We start from the raw sequence: 16,424 nt of genomic DNA, 5'->3' as shown, positions 1-16,424 counted from the left end.
CCTAAAAAGCAAAATGGGAAGGGTCAACCACGATCTTCACCGGACAATCGCGTAACCATGAGGGAACATTCTCAGCAGAGTAGAAAATAACCTCGCTAATAAACCACACCGGGATCGCCCCACAATACAAAATTTCCGCCTGAATATCATAGGGCCGATCGCCAGAATCTTCATTAGTGTTGCTGCTAAACATCGCCTGAAAGGCCTGATGTTTCTGACGCTGCTCCACGCTTATCGACCTCACCCCGCTTGAAGCCGCATTACTGTGGCAAAAAACGGTTTGGTTAAGCAATGTCTGATGATCGAAAGAGGGTTGGGTTGGTCCGCTAATTAACTCTTTTTTGATTTTCAGGATAACCCAGTCATGATCCCGCAGCGCCTGGGAATATTTGTAGAGCATTTTTTTATTCACCTGACCTAACGACAGGGAAATAGAATTGCGCATCCCTTCCAGCCGTAATTCGTCGTTATAATGAAAACTATTTTGCCCTTCATCAAGCTGCTGTCGGGTCATTATTCCTGACTGAAATATATTTTTCAGATTCGTCAGATGACTAAAGTGATAAAGCGCGGCAATATTCCGCCGTTTCACCCCGCTGAAATCAATCGCCCTCGCCCAGTTAAACGCCTGAATCGCATAAAATGGTTTATTCGCCACCTGCTGCATAAATTCATTATGCAGATCCGAGGTATAGGCTGGCGCCAGATGGGTATCGCCGGTTATTGCATAGCGCGTGAGCATATATTCTTTAAAGCCGTTGATATGCATAATCATATTCAACGCGTCGGTCATCGTAATACAGGGGGCGGCATGATTAACGCCGCTGATTAACGGGCGTGACGACTGCGGTTCCCGGGGGCGATTATCAAACAGTGACGGCGGCGCGACCGGCGGTATGACGCGTTCAAGCTGGCGACTATGGGCTTTTCTCTTTTCAACATCAACGATCGGTTCTGCCGTCCGGCTACCTGATTTAGTAGCTGGCGGTTCTTTTTTCTTGATTAAATTACCGATAAACGCGAGGACTAAAAAAATGCCAATTACAGTCCACATATAAACCTCTACAGTAGAGCCTGTTCCATTAGACTATTTATTGTGTGTCATAGCATCACGCCCCTCAGTTATGAGGGCAAATGAGTATTGTCTTATTGGTTTTGTTGTTATACCCGTCATACTTCAAGTTGCCTGGGTGTTGGCTACTCCCGTTTCCCCCGGTCACTTATCTGACGAATTATTTAGGGTATATTCAGCAGTCCGGACGGACTGGGCGGCGAATGAATGGCCGGTTCCTCACGATAATCTATCCCCTCAGGGAACTCAAGCGGTGGCGCCTGTCACAGACGCCCTGCCACAGGATGAGAATCGCGCTTTTTAATTCATAAATAGCGCCTTTCGGCGCTATTGCGACATAAAACAATATCAATCATTTACCCGATGAGCATCGGCAGAATAATTAACCTAAGAAAAATCCTAACGCTATTCGTTTATGAATACCCGTCCTTTACCGGTGACCTCGATTCGTACCCGGCAGCCCGGTATCCATTCGGCACGACTGACGGTTTTCAACTGTAGCGTCTCAGACTGCTGCGCAACCGCCAGCGTCAGGATCGACAGCTGTCCGGAAAAATCGACGTCGAGAATGCGGATGTCGCTTTCATTCATCTGGCAAGGCGTCATCACCAGCTGTTCCGGACGTAGCATGACTCGCCCCGCCCCTCTGGCCATCTCATTATCGGTACGCAGTTCACCAATGACGCACTGCGCCCGCCCGTTGTAAAGCGCCGCCGGCAGGATCACCGCATCGCCGAGAAACAGCGCGGTGGCTTCATCGGCGGGCCGGGAATAGACCTCAAACGGGCTGCCAACCTGGGTAAAGCGCCCCTGGCGCATCACCGCAACCTGGCTGGCAAACGACAGGGCTTCATTCTGATCGTGCGTCACCAGGATCGCGGCGACGCCCGCCTCGGCGAGTAAATCCGCCGTCGCCTTACGGGTGGTGGCGCGCAGTCCGGTATCCAGCGCGGAAAAAGGTTCATCCAACAACATCAGCGATGGCTGCTGCGCCAGCGCCCGGGCCAACGCAACGCGCTGCTGCTGACCGCCGGAGATGTGATGCGGCCAGTGGGTTGCCAGCTGGGCGTCCAACGACACCATCTCCATCAGGGCCGCCACCCGACGGCGTTTTTCCTGCCGGCTGCAGTCCAGTCCCCAGGCAATGTTGTCCGCGACATTAAGATGAGGAAACAGCGCCCCTTCCTGCGGCACAAACCCGATCCCGCGCTGATGAGCGGGAACAAAGACCCCGTCGCCAGAGAGCGTTCGCCCCTGCATCACGATGCGCCCGGAATCAGGTGTTTCAAACCCAGCCAGGATCCGCAGTAGCGTGGTTTTTCCAGATCCCGAAGGGCCCACGATGGCGGTGCGGCTTCCGCCGGCCACCGTCAGGAAAAGGTTATCCAGCACTTGCGCATCGGCAAAAGATTTTGAGACAGCGGTTAATTCCAGCATGTTACAGACCTGCCATTTTTTTCGACTGGTGATAAAGGAGAGCGGTCAACGGCAGCGAAATCGCAATCATCAGCAGGGCATAGGGTGCCGCCGCGACATAATCGATCTCGCTGGTTAACGCCCAAAACCCGGTGGAGAGCGTGCGGGTTCCCAGCGGGGAAAGCAGCAGCGTGGCGGTCAGTTCGTTACTGACCCCGAGGAATACCAACGCCGCCCCGGCCGTCGCTCCCGGCGCGGCGAGACGCAGCGTGATGCTCCATAGCGCCCGGGCGGGACTTCTTCCAAGGCTGCGCGCCACATTTTCCAGCTCCACCGGCGCCTGGGCGATCCCGGCACGGAGGTTAATCAGCGCCCGGGGCATGAACATCAGCAGGTAGGCCAGAAACAGCGTGACTTCGGTTTGATAGATCGGCCGCGCGTAGTGGATAGTGATGGTCACCAGCGCCAGGGCGGTGACAATGCCGGGTAGCGAGCTGGTCAGGTAATTGCAGCCTTCCAGCAGACGAAATATCCGGCGTGGATAGCGGATCCCCAGCCAGGCAATCGGGATCCCGCAGGCGGTGGTCAGGAGCGCCCCGCTGGCGCCGAGCATCAGCGTCTGGCGGAAGGAAGACCACAGGTCGGCGTTCATCCAGTTAGCCATGCCTCCCAGCCACAGCCAGCGCCCCAGCACGATCAGCGGTACGCCGAGCGCCAGCAGGACCAGTGCCAGCAGCAGCGCCTGGGCGGCAACGGCGGTCGCCAGGTTCAGTTTTTTGCGTTTCTGCTCCCGCGCTGCCCCGGCGCCAATCCGGGCATAACGCGCTTTTCCTCTGGCGGCACTCTCCAGCATTAAAAAAGCCAGGCAGCACAGCGCCAGCACGCCGGCCAGCATATTCGCCGCCGGACCGCTGAAGGTGGACTGGAACTGGTCATAAATCGCGGTCGTAAAGGTATCGAAGCGGATCATTGCGTAGAGGCCGTATTCCGCCAGCAGATGCAGCGCCACCAGCAGCGCGCCGCCGCAAATCGCCAGTTTAAGCTGGGGTAATACCACCCGGAAAAAGACCTTCCACGGCGGCGTGCCCAGCGAGGCCGCGACATCTTCCAGCGTCGGGTCCAGACGGCGAAGCACCGCCGCCACCGGCATATAGATAAATGGGTAGTAGGCCAGCACCGAGAGGAACACGCCGGAGGAAAGACCATGCAGTGACGGCACCGCGCTGATCCAGGCGTAGCTCTGGACAAACGCCGGGATCGCCAGCGGAGCCACCGCCAGCGCCGACCATATCTGCCGCCCTGCCAGGGTCGTGCGTTCGGTCAGCCAGGCCAGCGTGACGCCAAGCGCAATGCAGGTCGGGACGGTTAAGACACTCAGCCACAGCGTATTGCCGAGCAGCTCCCCCACGCGCGGGCGAAAGACCAGCGCCTTGATGGTGTCCCAGCCGGTATCCATGCCCACGGCGATAACAAAACCTAACGGCAGGAGCGACAACAATGAAATCAGGATCGCTAATGCAACCATCGGAAACGCAGGACGCCTGCGCTCAGGCAGGCGTCGAACTTTATTTCCGAGTGTAAGACTCAGACCAGACATAAGGTATTCACTTCACCGGGGGATCACAGCAGGCCAGCTTGCGTCATCAGGTCGATAACTTTTTTACTGTTCAGCGAAGAAGGTTCAACTTTCGGCGCATCCAGTTCGTTCAGCGGCGTCAGTTTCGGATTCGATGCGGCATTTACGCCCACGGCATATTCAAATGCGTTGTTGGTTCTCAGCTCATCCTGACCCTGCTTACCGGTGATCCATTTAATAAAGGCCTGCGCCTGCTCTTTATGTTTACTGGACGCCAGGACACCACCGCCGGAGATGCTGACAAAGGCGCCCGGATCCTGATGTTTGAAGTAATACAGCTTGGTGTTTTTGCTGTTTTCACCGGTTTTTGCCTGATCGACAAAGCGGTAATAGTGGTAGATCACGCCACCATCAATCTGCCCGGCGTTGACGGCTTTCATGACCGTGCTGTTGCCTTTATAGGCCACGAAATTCGCTTTCATCGCTTTGAGCCAGTCGAGCGTGGCTTGCTCGCCTTTCAGCGCGAGCATCGCGCTGACGATAGCCTGGAAGTCGGCACCTGACGGGGATGCAGCCCAGCGCCCTTTCCATTCCGGTTTCGCCAGATCCATCAGCGAATGAGGCAGCTGAGACTCGCTGATTTTTTCCGGGTTATAGACAAAAACGGTACTGCGTGCCGCGATACCAATCCAGCGGCCGTGGGCAGGACGATATTCTGGCGCGACCTGTTTTAAGGTGTCGGCATCAAGTGGAGCAAACAATTTCGCGTTATCGACCAGCACCATCGACGGGGAGTTTTCCGTCAGGAAAACATCGGCTGGCGACGCGCTCCCTTCCTGCACCAGCTGATTCCCAAGCTCGCTGTCGCCACCGTTACGCAGGGTCACTTTGATGCCGGTTTCTTTGGTGAAACCATCCACCCACGACTTGACCAGGTTTTCATGCTGGGCGTTATACACCACGATGCCTTCAGCGTTGTCAGCCGCCATGGCCTGAGGGGCAAGGTATAACGATGAGGCGACAAGCGCGACGGAACAGTAGGACGACAGGCGAAAATTCATATGCTAATCCTTAGTATGTTTGAATAAATGGCCGCCGATAGCCTGGCCGAAAAGGATTAAAACACAGCGAAATGGGAATGATAATGAAAACAATTCCCATAAAAAGAAAACAGTTAAATATACCGCGCTTAATAATTTGATTATCTGAAAATGCTTTATTTCAAAATAAGAAAAAGGAAAGATTAAAATAACCTTAAGGCCTTCTTATTTATGCTCGCCAAAATGGAAAAATATGATCGCGATAACAATTATCGCTGTGCATGCGCAATTTTGCACCATCCTGTCCTCCAGGGATATGGACGCGATCGACAGGCCTGGCAGGCAGCCACCATGCAGGTTCGTGGGCTGGAACCTGTTACAGTCGTCAAAATTGCAGGTATAATCCCCTGCATTATTCAACGGGTTCAGAAACGACGATGACAAAACTTACTTTACAAGAACAGATGCTCAAAGCGGGATTAGTCACCAGTAAGAAGGCGGCTAAGGTCCAGAGAACGGCGAAGAAATCACGCGTTCAGGCCCGTGAGGCCCGTGCGGCGGTCGCTGAAAATAAGCAGTCGCAGCAGGAACGCGACAAGCTGCTGAGTGAACAACAAAAGCAGGCGACGTTATCAAAAGAGTATAAAGCGCAGGTAAAACAGCTTATTGAAATGAACCGCATCACCATTTCAAAGGGCAATATTACGTTTAACTTCACCGACGGTAACTTAATCAAGCAGATGACGGTGGACAAGCTGACCCAGGCGCAGCTCACCAATGGCCGGCTTGCTATCGCGCGCCTGACCACTGACGCCAATGGCGATAACGTATACGCGATTATCCCTGCCAGCGTGGCCGATAAGATTGCCCAGCGTGACGCCAGCAGCATTGTGTTCAATAGCGACCTGACTCAGGAAGCGCAGGACGAAGACGATCCGTACGCTGATTTTAAAATTCCTGATGATTTGATGTGGTAACAGGTGATGGCTGGCAAAGAAGGAAAAAACGTATTTTTTCCTTCTTTGCGGTTTGTCCCCCGCATCAGACTCTGGCGGTTATTTCACGGCGCATTTTGGCTTCCATGGCATTATCAATCCGGAAAAAATAGACCACCACAGCCAGCAGCAGATGCAGTATCCCCGGAATCACGGTGGAAAGCAGCGTGATCCCGCCCAGGGTAAGTGGTGTCTGGTTTTCTGGACCCGCCTGATAGGCAATCACGCTTAGCGTAACGCTGATAATAACGCCGGCAACGGCCCAGGCGAGTTTCACAAAAAACAGGTTAAACGCAAAACTCATCCCCGAGGTGCGGGTTCCTGATTTCCACTCGCCGTAGCTATCCGCGAAGGCCACCAGCGTGAAATGCATCGGCAGCAAAAAGCCCAGCACCACACAGCAAATAAACACGAGCACCAGCCACAGCGTGGTATAACCGGCGGGAACAAACCATACGCAAAAATGCGCCACCGCGAGCACAACGTTTACCGCGAAGTAGATACTGCGGATTTCGAAATGGCGCGTAAAACAGGTCACCAGGACAGAGCCGGTGACGCCCCCCAGCGTCGCCAGACCAAAAAACAGAGAGATATAGGTCGCATTCCCGTGCAGTACATAGGTAATAAAATAGAGTGCGGCGCCGCCTTTGGTATTAAAGATACTGATCAGCAGCAGGGACATGAAAAATGTCAGTATTAGCTGGTCATTTTTGCGGATACTGCGCAGGCTCTCTTTGAGGTTAAATGCATGGGCGCTCAGATTATTGACTCGCTCCTTGACCCCACCGTAGCACAGCAAAAACATCACAATGGCGGCAAATGCCAGTACCCCTACCCCCAGCTGATACCCTTTCGCCTGATCGCCCTGACCAAACCACGACACCATGATCGGCAGGCCAACCGAAACGGCAAACCCGGCAATACCGCACAGGACAAACCGGTAAGACTGACAGGAGATCAGCTCCTGCGGGTTGGTGGTCAGTTTGGTAATCAGCGCGCAATAGGGCACGTTGTTCAACGAATACATCAATGACAGGCCAAAGTAGGTCACAGTGGCGTACAGTATCTTCCAGCCCATGCCGATATCCGGCACCGTGAAGGTTAAAAATAAAATCAGCCCAAGCGGTATCGCCGTCCACAAAATAAAGGGTCGGAACTGCCCTTTTGCTGAACGGTTGCGGTCTGCAAGCATCCCGATTAACGGGTCGGAAATGGCGTCAATCACGCGAAGGACCAGAAACAGTGTCCCGACGATGGCTGGCGTCAGACCAAAAATATCGGTGTAGAAGAAGGTCAAAAAATTCGAAATTAACCCTGTGATAATGGTTCCACCAGCGTCGCCAAACCCGTAACTGATTTTTTCACGGGCGGTCAATAACACCCCGCCACGAGTTACCGTATCGGCGGTCGGACTATCAGTAATATGAGCCATATTGCACCTCAAAGATCAGACAAGTGAGTGAAGGCATTCCTGAACCGGGCTGTTCATTTTGATGAACACCGGAATACTGTTCAGCGGCGTCGGCACCGAGATAAAACGGCCTCCCGCCACGGCCTCTTTGGTGTTCATATCCATCCACATCTCTCCTTCTGGGAGCCACACCCGGCGATGTTGCTGTTTTGCTGACATCACCGGCGCCACCAGGATGTCGGCACCAAACAGATACTGATCGTCCAACTCCCAGCTCTGAGGCTGCGCGCTGTAGTGATAGAACATCGGACGCATAAGCGGCTCCCCCGTGAGATGCGCCTGATGCATCAGGGTTTTGATATATGGCTGCAATGCCAGGCGTAACTGACTAAAACGAGTGAGGATTTCGCAGGTTTTTTCACCGAAGCTCCAGAGTTCATTACCAGCTCCGGTGTTGCATTGAGGAATGCCGTCACGATATGGGATTTCTGGCTCGGCGATCGGATCGCGATGCCCGTGCATGCGTAAGACCGGGCTGAATACCGCCCACTGGAACCAACGAATGAGAAGCTCATGAAAATCCGGGTCATCGACATTTCCGCCATGGAACCCGCCAATGTCGGTGGTCCACCAGGCGATCCCGGCCATGCCCATACTCAGGCCGGCGCAAAGCTGGTTGCGCATCGATTCCCACGACGAATGAATATCACCTGACCACACCAGCGCGCCGTAGCGCTGGCTTCCCGCCCAGGCGCAGCGCACCAGACTAACGGGATGAGCTTCGTTTTCTTCGATCAGGCCGTCATAGAAGGCCTGGGTGTAGTGCAGCGGGTAAATATTCCCTTTTTCGAGGGTATTGCCGATGTGGTAGCGAAAATTATCGAAGTCGTAAACGCCGTACTCTGGCTCCGCTTCGTCGAGCCAGAACAGGCGGACACCCTTACGGAAATAATTTTCCCGGCATTTTTCCCAGATGAATTTTCTGGCTCCCGGATGCGTCACGTCGATAAAACGTGAATTACCGAGGAAATCAAAGTTGATATTCAACCCCTTCAGGGTATTGACCAGATAGCCTTTTTCGTTCATTTCGGCATAATTTTCCGAGCGGTAATCTACCGTCGGCCAGACCGATACCATCAGCTCGGTCCCCATCGCCTTCAGCTCTTCGGTCATGGCCTGCGGGTCGGGCCACTCGCGGCTGTCAAATTTCCAGTCGCCCTGTACCGGCCAGTGGAAAAAATCCGCGACAATAACCGATAACGGGATCCCTCTTCGCTGATATTCCCGCGCGACATTGAGCAGTTCTTCCTGCGTGCGGTAACGCAGTTTTGATTGCCATAAGCCCAGCGCATATTCCGGCATTTCCGGCGGCGTCCCCGTCACGCGGGTGTAGCTGCGCAGGATATCCGCGGGTGACGGGCCAGCGGTTATCCAGTAGTCGATGCAGGTGGCCGCCTGAGAAGTCCATCGGGTGACGTTGCGGGCAAAACTGGCTTCACCAATCGCCGGGTTATTCCACAGAAAACCGTAGCCCAGGCTGGAGATCATAAAAGGGACTGAGGCCTGAGAGTTGCGCTGTGCCAGCTCAACACAGCACCCTTTCAGGTTTAAGAAAGGCTGCTGATATTGTCCCATCCCGCAGATATGCTCATCGGGATCGGATTCAAACGATACCGCGATCCGGGAGGCATTGCCGGAGAGCGGTTTAAACTCACGACCGGAGATCTTCAGGGCGCTGATATTTTCCGGATGGGCATTGCCCGCGCCCCAGAAATGCTCTCCGTTGTCGCGCTGTCGCCACATCTCCTTGAGTAATAATTTCCCTGTGCTGTTTCTGAATTCAAGCCGTCCCTGAATGTCGACACGCGCCGTGATATTGCCATTGGTGATAGTCATGTCATTATCCGACTCCAGAAACGTTGCCGTCGGCGAACCGACGTCAAGTAACGCCGACAACGCCGCATTTTCAATATCTCCGGCATACCCTGATAATACCCGAAAGCCGTTTTCACCCCACGGTACAATGCTCAACACCATGCCGTTGTAGTGCCACTTGAGTTTGTTATCTTCAATTTTAAGTGAGTCGATATAACGCATATGGGTACCTTTTCGCGATGATTCCGTAAACGTTTACGGTTTTCATTAAAAATAACGAGTTGTTTTATTTTGAACAGATCAAATGACAATAATTTTGCCGATCCGTGATCTACGATCCGTTTTTTGATGTGGCTAACATAGAGGTTTCAATTTAAGAAGCTGGTCTGATATAATTTCGTGAATTAACATTATTTTGTTAATATATTCAGCATAACTGTCCATGCAGGGGAGCAGATGAACATCACTGAGTTGGCAAAAATTCTAGGGATTTCAATTGCCACAGTATCACGCGCGCTGAATGACCATCCCGAGGTCAGCGCCAAAACGCGGGAACGGGTCAGGCATGCTGCCAAAAAGTACGATTACAATCCCAATGCCGCAGGACGTAACCTGCGCAGCGGCAGATCTTATTCCACCGTGCTCCTGCTGCCGCCAGGCGATGCTGATAATTTTTATACCGCCTCTTTCTTTATGCGCATTGCAGCAAAAATGCAGCATCAACTGAATATTACCGGAATAGACAGCTTTATTCATTTATTCGCAACGCAAGAAGAAGAACTCGACTGGATAAATAACGCTATCACCCGTCAAAAAGCAGATGCATTAATATTAACCGGGACCCAAATAAATGACCGGCGGATAGCATTCTTAAATAGCACCGGTTTTCCGTTTATTACTTTTGGGCGCAGTGAAATACAGCATGATAATTATAGCGCGGTCGATTTTAACTTTGACCGGGTGGTCACCGATACGGTTTTGCGCGCCTGTCAGAACGGACATTCGCGGGTGGGGTTAGTCACGCTGGGTAATGACAGCATGCAGGGGAAAATTGTTTATGACGCCTGGCGCAAAGAGACCACCCGGCTGAATATCTCCAGCGATCCGGCCCTGGTGTTCTGGGGTGACATCAGCGAAAAGTCCGGGTTTGAAGCCATGCACTATTTTCAGGCGCTGGGGAGCGATGCCCCCGACTATATTCTCTGTATATCGGATCTACAAACGGTCGGGGCCAGCCTGTATGCCGGCACATCCGGTTTCCGGCGTCCTTTGTGCGCGGCCGTTTTTAGCAGCGATATTCCGGCGTTCCTCGATCCGCGCCCGGAAGGTTATGACGTCCCCTATGCGCTGGTGGGTAAATCCATGGCGGAGCTGGTGCTGGAATCATTAGAGAAGCGCCCCAGCCGCGAGATTCTCTGCGATTTGTCCTTTAATCCCCATAAGACCCATACGGTCAGCGATTAATCCGCCGTCTGACGCCGGGATGGGGCTGCCTGGCATCGCGCCCGGCGGGTCAAAATCCACGATACAACGGCTGACGGCACCTCTCTTCGCCGTTAGCCACTCGCGCAGCACAAATTTATCGTCCAGACTTAAGCCAAAGGCGTGGTCTGCGCAGGCATTGTGCTTTACACTGCGCGCTGCAAAAACTGAGTAGATAAACGATTAAGTAGGCGATAATGGCGATGAATGGCACGATCACAACCTGGTTTAAAGATAAAGGTTTTGGATTTATCAAAGATGAAAACGGTGATAACCGTTATTTTCATGTGATTAAGGTCGCCAACCCTGACCTGATTAAGAAAGATGCGGCGGTGACCTTTGAACCCACCACCAATAATAAAGGCCTGTCCGCTTATGCGGTGAAGGTCGTCCCGGAGAGCAAAAATCTCTATATTGCCGGCGAGCGCCTGAAGATCACCTCGATCAAATCTTACCTCGTGTACAGCGAAGAAGTTCCGGCCGATGCCTCCGTTGATAAAGAGAATGCGGTGCTGTCGGTAGGGATGCTGATGGGCAATATCAGACCGAAATCCGCCGCGAAACCGGGGGAGATGCGCTCGCTGAAAAAGCTGGCGATCACCACCTTCCAGGGCACGACTCTTATCTTCTCGGAAGATGAGATTGACATCGAAGAGACCGTCAAGCTGCTCAAAAACAGAAACCGTTAATGGTTTCTGTGCCGCCATCCCGGGCGCGTCCTGCGCCGGATGGCGACATAACGAGCCTTCAGACACCGCACCCCCTCTCCACCACCATCACAGCACAGCCTTATCAGCGCACCCGCAGCAGATCGCTGTAGCGGGTAGTGTAGCGCGGAGAAAGCATATCGCGTTTCATCTGCCATCCGGTCTGTATCCCCTGCCCGGCAAAATAGAGCGCGCCTCTTCCGTTCTTCGCATTCAGATCGTCCAGCACCGCCATTAGTTTCTCGCTGTTCTTGCGCGGTGCGTTGTCGTCGAAAAGATTGAGCTGGGCAATCCCCTGGCTGTAAAAATCCCCCAGCATAACCCCGGCTTTCTGGTAGCGATGCCCCTCTTTCCAGACCGCATCCAGCGAGCGGATGGCCGCCGCAATAATATCCCGGCTGTCCTGCGTCGGCGTGAGCAGCTTCACCGACGCGCTGTTGCTGTAATAGGGGCTGTTATGCGCAAAGGGGCTGGTTTTGATAAACACCGAAATAAACCGGCAGTACTGATGCTCGGCGCGCAGCTTCTCGGCGGCACGCGCGGCGTAGCTGCATATCGCCTGGTGCATATCGGGATACGCCGTAATATAGCTGCCAAACGATCGGCTGCAGATAATCTCCTGTTTCAGCGGCACAAACTCTTCCAGTGCCAGACAAGGCTCGCCGCGCAGCTCTCTCACCGTCCGCTCCAGGATCACGTTGAAATGTTTGCGGATAAAACGAATATCGGTATCCGCGAGCTGCAGGACGGTTTTTATGCCCATGGTCTCGAGCTTTGTGCTGATGCGGCGGCCGACGCCCCACACTTCCCCGACGGGCAGGCGAGCCATCAATTTTCTCTGCCGCTCCCGGTTCGATAAATCCACCACGCCGCCCGTTTGCTGCTGCCACTGTTTTGCTGCATGGTTGGCCAGCTTGGCCAGAGTTTTGGTCTGGGCAATACCGACGCCGATGGTGAGATGAGTTCTGCGCCCTATCGTTTCGCGAATTTCCCGGCCAAAGTCACTGAGATCGCGGCAGTTGCGCACCCCGGTCAGATCGCAAAAAGCCTCATCGATGCTGTAAATTTCACAGCGCGGAGACAGCTCTTCCAGCGTCGTCATGACCCGATTCGACATGTCCGCGTAGAGCTCGTAATTGCTGCTAAAGCAGATCACGCCGTGCCGACGAAGCTGCTCTTTTTGTTTAAAGTACGGCTCGCCCATCTTCACAAACGGCTTCGCTTCGGCCGATCGGGCGATCACGCAGCCATCGTTATTTGACAATACCACCACCGGTCGGCCGCTTAAGTCCGGCCTGAAGGCCGTCTCGCAACTGGCATAAAACGCGTTAACATCACAGAGCGCAAACATATTCAGCCTGCAGATTTAATGATGTAGGTGACGACGCCAAAGACATTGAGGGTCTCTTCGCTGCCAACGAGGATCGGGGAATAGGCGCTGTTCATCGGGTTAAGCTGTACCAGCGGCCACAATTGCAGCTTTTTGACCGTAAACTCTCCGTCGACCGCGGCGATCACAATGTCACCGTGCGCGGCCTTGCGTGAACTGTCGACGATCAGCAGATCGCCCTCCCCGATGCCCCCGTCGATCATGCTGTCCCCGGCGGCTTTCACGAAATAGGTCGCGCTGGGGTGGCTAATCAACAGATCGTTTAAGTCGATGCGTTTTTCGACATAATCCTGCGCCGGGCTGGGAAAGCCGCACTGTACAACGTCACTGAATAAGGGGAGCGGAGCCATCTGGTGTAACTCGGCTGGCGTGTAAAACTTCATGATAAACCCACCACATAAATACTGATTATATATACAGTAGTTTTATCAGGTCGGCAGGTCAATATAGGCTGCGGCTATCAATTTCCCAGACAGACGTAACATATTGATGCTATTGGCGAGAAAATTCTTAATGCTGCACGGGGGTCTGACTGACTGCTGAGGAAGTAAGCGACGGGGCCGCCAACCCGAATCATCCTGCTAACCGGGTTAGCAGGATTATCGTTATGGTATCGCCTCATCATCACGGCGCGGGATCGATCCGCGCCCTGTATTCACGCTGCGCCATCCCCTTAAACAGCGCCAGTATGGTTCACGACCAGAAATGATCCCGGGATTCCTGATCTGCCGTCGGTCGCGTCAGCCACGCCAGAAAACCGATCGCCGCCCCCAAAATAAATAGCACCACCGTAATCACTAGCACGATAGAAAGCTCTGTTGAAAACATTTCAATTGACACACCATTATTCATTTCACTAAAAAGGAATACCCCTTCATCCAGGGTGAAATAGATAAACCAGATACAAAATGCAATAAACAGCCATAGAAATATTTTCCCGAGAAGCGTTCTTTTTATCTTCACTTCCTCAGACATGATATTTTCTCAATATACTGGTGATCGTTCGGGTATAAATACTCACGTTAGATACACTGTCGGGATATCACATCCCTGTGCCATCATTCACGACTGTGTCGTTTTTATTGCACCGTAACCCCGGCCAGTCTCCCGGAGGTGGTCATATCAAACGCCACCGTGAAGCCTGATTTTTTCCAACGGGTATGTTCATCATTGATGGAATGCCAGCCTTCTTCTTGCATAAAATCTACGGCCTGCCCCTGATACATCCCGGCAATATTAGCATCGAGATCGTGCGCAATATCCTCCGCGGCCTCGCGTCTGGCGTTGCGCTTATGGTTATCCGCGTCCTGATACTGGTGAGAGGCATGCCCGACATGGCATGTCCCGTTCGCTTCACTGACTTGAGTACATCCTGAACGTTCCAGCTGTGCGCGATAAGCTTCGCTGATCGCAAATACCGGCTGAAACAATGAACCGGCGACCAGCGCCACACCGATAATATATTTCGCTTTCATCTACTGACCCTTTCAACGGTACCAACAACGTGAGCCATTATCGGCCTGACTGGCATCAGGTAAGGTTTCGCAATCCGGCAAAGAAACCCCGTCGCGTGTAATCATCTTGTCGGCATGATGGTGATGATGCCCCTCCTTCGCCGGTGCGATGACACACCCCGAAAGAAATAATGAACTGACCATCACCCCCATCACTGCGATTGCTCTCTTTTTCATTTTTAACCCTGTCTTATTTTATTTTTAACCTGACCGATGCCGTTGCAAACCCGGCAAATTTATTCAACAGACTGTGTTGGACAACCGCATCTTATTTGACATAGCAAAACAAGAAAAGAGGTCAGACCTGGCTGAAAGCTCTGTTTTAACTCATTGTTTTAAATCCACTTAAAGTGGATGACGCATTTTTGTTATTAACTTTATAATATTCCATCGCTTATTTTGTTATTTTTATTTTAATGCTTTAAATATCTTTTGACGCTGGTCGTAGGAATCATTACATTTTCTTAATAATCCCCACTAAAAAAGCTTTTCACCGCATTTATTTAAGACGAATCCTATAAGCTCAAGGTATTTACCACGCTAATTAAATGCAGCCTATTATTAATCACCGCCACGATCGCTATTCGCGGTTATTGATATAACACGATTAAAAACAGGCCAGCACCGCCTACGGCAGTGTGGCCAAAGCCGGGCAAGCCTGCCCGGAATGAGGGATAACGATGGAGAGTTAAGAATGAAGGCTGAGGGCTAAAATAAATACTGGCAGATTCACGCCGTCGTTAATAACTCACGAGGCAGCATTTCCCCTCCTGAGTCAGTTGATATCCCTGCGCCGAAAACGGGATAAAAGCGGACTGTCCGGCAGAGAGCGAAAGCGTTTCACCGCAAGGGTGGCACAGAGTCGCCGAACCTTGTAATACCAGCAGTATTTGCGCGCTGGTGACGGGGATGATTTTCTGCTGACAGCGGTCGATAACGCTGAACTGAAAATCCTCCACAGGGATCGGGTAGCGATGCGTCACATCGACGTTCCCGGCGCACATTTTAAGACTCTCGGCCTGCGTCTGCGTAAATACCGTGCATTTTACCAGCTCCGCCAGATTGATATTTTTTGGCGTCAGCCCGGCCCGGAGCACATTATCGGAGCAGGCCATCACTTCAACCGCGGTGCCGCTCACGTAGGCGTGCAACGTGCCGGCCCACAGGAACATCGCTTCACCGGGGTTAAGCGTAATGCAGTGCAAAAACAGCGGCGCCAGGATGCCGATATCGCCCGGATAGTCGCGCTGAAGCCGGCTAATAAACGGGTTCAGATGGCTGAGTCCCCCGCTATCAATGCATGCGGACAAGCGGGCCAGCACGCTTTCGCGCTGCGCCGGATCCAACTGCATCAGGCTGAGGAAAAAGGGCATCAGCCCGTCGGCGGTCATATTGCTGCGCAGTTCGGTCAGCGCGCCGGTCAGCTCGGGCGCATTGAGCCGCAGGAAATGATTCACAATCTCCTGATACGGGCGAAAGCCATTCATGGCCATAAATGGCGTCAGGGCATACACCAGCTCAGGCTTATGATTGTCGTCGTTATAGGCCTCTCCCGGTTGGTTCCCCTGCCGGGAAAACCCTTCTTCCGCCTGCATTTTATTGGGATGTACCTGAATAGACAGCGCGCTGTCGGCGGCAAGAAACTTCAGCAAAAACGGGAGCTGCCCGAAGCGCGTGGCGGCGCGTTCGCCCAGCATAGCGGTCAAATCTTCTGCAATTAAGGTCTGCAACGACCGGGCGCTTTGCCCACACTCCACCTCGGAACATCCCGCCGGATGCGTTCCCATCCACATCTCGGCCTGTGGCTGATCGTCAGGGTTTGGCACATGAAATAACGTGTTCAGGGCGGTCCGGCTGCCCCAGGCATAATTCTTGATGTTATTACGCAGACGATAAAATACCTGAGTCATAGGGTGACCTTAATCAATACATCGGGAGTGAAGTGA

Annotated in this window: 15 protein-coding genes; 3 read left to right on the top strand and 12 right to left on the bottom strand. The window is 52.9% G+C overall.

Annotation, left to right across the window (positions count from 1 at the left end; all coding sequences use genetic code 11):
• Position 1: 1 nt before the first annotated feature.
• From EDF82_RS00695 to EDF82_RS00680, 4 genes are all read right to left on the bottom strand, one after another.
• Positions 2–1,054 (bottom strand): DarT ssDNA thymidine ADP-ribosyltransferase family protein, encoded by a 1,053-nt coding sequence (locus tag EDF82_RS00695; RefSeq protein WP_123753718.1) that lies wholly within the window; start codon positions 1,052–1,054, stop codon positions 2–4.
• A 423-nt stretch (positions 1,055–1,477) separates the two neighbouring features.
• A complete protein-coding gene (locus tag EDF82_RS00690) occupies positions 1,478–2,509 on the bottom strand; it encodes an ABC transporter ATP-binding protein (RefSeq protein ID WP_123753717.1) in 1,032 nt (343 codons plus the stop codon).
• 1 nt (position 2,510) lies between these two features.
• Positions 2,511–4,085 (bottom strand): iron ABC transporter permease, encoded by a 1,575-nt coding sequence (locus EDF82_RS00685; RefSeq protein WP_187042925.1) that lies wholly within the window; start codon positions 4,083–4,085, stop codon positions 2,511–2,513.
• A 23-nt stretch (positions 4,086–4,108) separates the two neighbouring features.
• Positions 4,109–5,125, bottom strand: a complete 1,017-nt coding sequence (locus tag EDF82_RS00680; protein WP_123753715.1) for an iron ABC transporter substrate-binding protein — start codon at positions 5,123–5,125, stop codon at positions 4,109–4,111.
• Between the two features lie 416 nt (positions 5,126–5,541).
• Between EDF82_RS00680 and EDF82_RS00675 the strand changes: the two genes are divergently transcribed.
• Positions 5,542–6,081 carry a DUF2058 domain-containing protein gene (locus EDF82_RS00675; protein WP_123753714.1) on the top strand — a complete coding sequence of 180 codons (540 nt, stop codon included), beginning with the start codon at positions 5,542–5,544 and terminating at the stop codon, positions 6,079–6,081.
• 64 nt (positions 6,082–6,145) lie between these two features.
• Here EDF82_RS00675 and EDF82_RS00670 read toward each other — a convergent pair whose 3' ends face one another.
• On the bottom strand, positions 6,146–7,522 hold the full coding sequence (locus EDF82_RS00670) for an MFS transporter (RefSeq protein ID WP_227540115.1): 1,377 nt from the start codon (positions 7,520–7,522) through the stop codon (positions 6,146–6,148).
• Positions 7,523–7,546: 24 nt separating this feature from the next.
• On the bottom strand, positions 7,547–9,607 hold the full coding sequence (locus tag EDF82_RS00665) for a TIM-barrel domain-containing protein (RefSeq protein WP_123753712.1): 2,061 nt from the start codon (positions 9,605–9,607) through the stop codon (positions 7,547–7,549).
• Between the two features lie 234 nt (positions 9,608–9,841).
• Between EDF82_RS00665 and EDF82_RS00660 the strand changes: the two genes are divergently transcribed.
• Complete coding sequence (locus EDF82_RS00660) at positions 9,842–10,849, top strand: LacI family DNA-binding transcriptional regulator (RefSeq protein ID WP_123753711.1); 1,008 nt, start codon at positions 9,842–9,844, stop codon at positions 10,847–10,849.
• Positions 10,850–11,064: 215 nt separating this feature from the next.
• A complete protein-coding gene (locus EDF82_RS00655) occupies positions 11,065–11,556 on the top strand; it encodes a cold-shock protein (protein ID WP_123753710.1) in 492 nt (163 codons plus the stop codon).
• 103 nt (positions 11,557–11,659) lie between these two features.
• On the opposite strand, the gene EDF82_RS00650 is transcribed toward EDF82_RS00655, so the two are convergent.
• The 6 genes from EDF82_RS00650 to manA all read right to left on the bottom strand — a co-directional run bounded on the left by EDF82_RS00650 (position 11,660) and on the right by manA (position 16,388).
• On the bottom strand, positions 11,660–12,925 hold the full coding sequence (locus tag EDF82_RS00650) for a Y-family DNA polymerase (protein ID WP_123753709.1): 1,266 nt from the start codon (positions 12,923–12,925) through the stop codon (positions 11,660–11,662).
• A 2-nt stretch (positions 12,926–12,927) separates the two neighbouring features.
• Positions 12,928–13,347, bottom strand: a complete 420-nt coding sequence (locus tag EDF82_RS00645; protein WP_123753708.1) for a translesion error-prone DNA polymerase V autoproteolytic subunit — start codon at positions 13,345–13,347, stop codon at positions 12,928–12,930.
• A 310-nt stretch (positions 13,348–13,657) separates the two neighbouring features.
• Complete coding sequence (locus tag EDF82_RS00640; RefSeq protein WP_123753707.1) at positions 13,658–13,939, bottom strand: hypothetical protein; 282 nt, start codon at positions 13,937–13,939, stop codon at positions 13,658–13,660.
• 104 nt (positions 13,940–14,043) lie between these two features.
• Positions 14,044–14,439 (bottom strand): hypothetical protein, encoded by a 396-nt coding sequence (locus EDF82_RS00635; RefSeq protein ID WP_123753706.1) that lies wholly within the window; start codon positions 14,437–14,439, stop codon positions 14,044–14,046.
• Between the two features lie 12 nt (positions 14,440–14,451).
• Positions 14,452–14,655 (bottom strand): hypothetical protein, encoded by a 204-nt coding sequence (locus EDF82_RS00630; protein WP_123753705.1) that lies wholly within the window; start codon positions 14,653–14,655, stop codon positions 14,452–14,454.
• 563 nt (positions 14,656–15,218) lie between these two features.
• Positions 15,219–16,388, bottom strand: a complete 1,170-nt coding sequence (manA, locus tag EDF82_RS00625) for a mannose-6-phosphate isomerase, class I (RefSeq protein ID WP_123753704.1) — start codon at positions 16,386–16,388, stop codon at positions 15,219–15,221.
• Positions 16,389–16,424 lie beyond the last annotated feature (36 nt).

This window comes from Klebsiella sp. BIGb0399 (assembly GCF_003752615.1).
In the GTDB taxonomy this organism is placed as follows: Bacteria; Pseudomonadota; Gammaproteobacteria; order Enterobacterales; family Enterobacteriaceae; genus Klebsiella; species Klebsiella lignicola.
The sequence above is the reverse complement of the archived record's forward strand: the minus strand, read 5'-3'. Positions and strand labels throughout refer to the sequence as shown.

Bases quoted from the DNA above. Each gene is read 5' to 3' on its own strand.
- EDF82_RS00640 (WP_123753707.1), bottom strand. From the start codon at position 13,939: ATGTCTGAGGAAGTGAAGATAAAAAGAACGCTTCTCGGGAAAATATTT.
- EDF82_RS00630 (WP_123753705.1), bottom strand. From the start codon at position 14,655: ATGAAAAAGAGAGCAATCGCAGTGATGGGGGTGATGGTCAGTTCATTA.
- EDF82_RS00665 (WP_123753712.1), bottom strand. From the start codon at position 9,607: ATGCGTTATATCGACTCACTTAAAATTGAAGATAACAAACTCAAGTGG.
- EDF82_RS00680 (WP_123753715.1), bottom strand. From the start codon at position 5,125: ATGAATTTTCGCCTGTCGTCCTACTGTTCCGTCGCGCTTGTCGCCTCA.
- EDF82_RS00645 (WP_123753708.1), bottom strand. From the start codon at position 13,347: ATGAAGTTTTACACGCCAGCCGAGTTACACCAGATGGCTCCGCTCCCC.
- EDF82_RS00685 (WP_187042925.1), bottom strand. From the start codon at position 4,085: ATGTCTGGTCTGAGTCTTACACTCGGAAATAAAGTTCGACGCCTGCCT.
- manA (WP_123753704.1), bottom strand. From the start codon at position 16,388: ATGACTCAGGTATTTTATCGTCTGCGTAATAACATCAAGAATTATGCC.
- EDF82_RS00660 (WP_123753711.1), top strand. From the start codon at position 9,842: ATGAACATCACTGAGTTGGCAAAAATTCTAGGGATTTCAATTGCCACA.
- EDF82_RS00635 (WP_123753706.1), bottom strand. From the start codon at position 14,439: ATGAAAGCGAAATATATTATCGGTGTGGCGCTGGTCGCCGGTTCATTG.
- EDF82_RS00690 (WP_123753717.1), bottom strand. From the start codon at position 2,509: ATGCTGGAATTAACCGCTGTCTCAAAATCTTTTGCCGATGCGCAAGTG.
- EDF82_RS00655 (WP_123753710.1), top strand. From the start codon at position 11,065: ATGGCGATGAATGGCACGATCACAACCTGGTTTAAAGATAAAGGTTTT.
- EDF82_RS00695 (WP_123753718.1), bottom strand. From the start codon at position 1,054: ATGTGGACTGTAATTGGCATTTTTTTAGTCCTCGCGTTTATCGGTAAT.
- EDF82_RS00650 (WP_123753709.1), bottom strand. From the start codon at position 12,925: ATGTTTGCGCTCTGTGATGTTAACGCGTTTTATGCCAGTTGCGAGACG.
- EDF82_RS00675 (WP_123753714.1), top strand. From the start codon at position 5,542: ATGACAAAACTTACTTTACAAGAACAGATGCTCAAAGCGGGATTAGTC.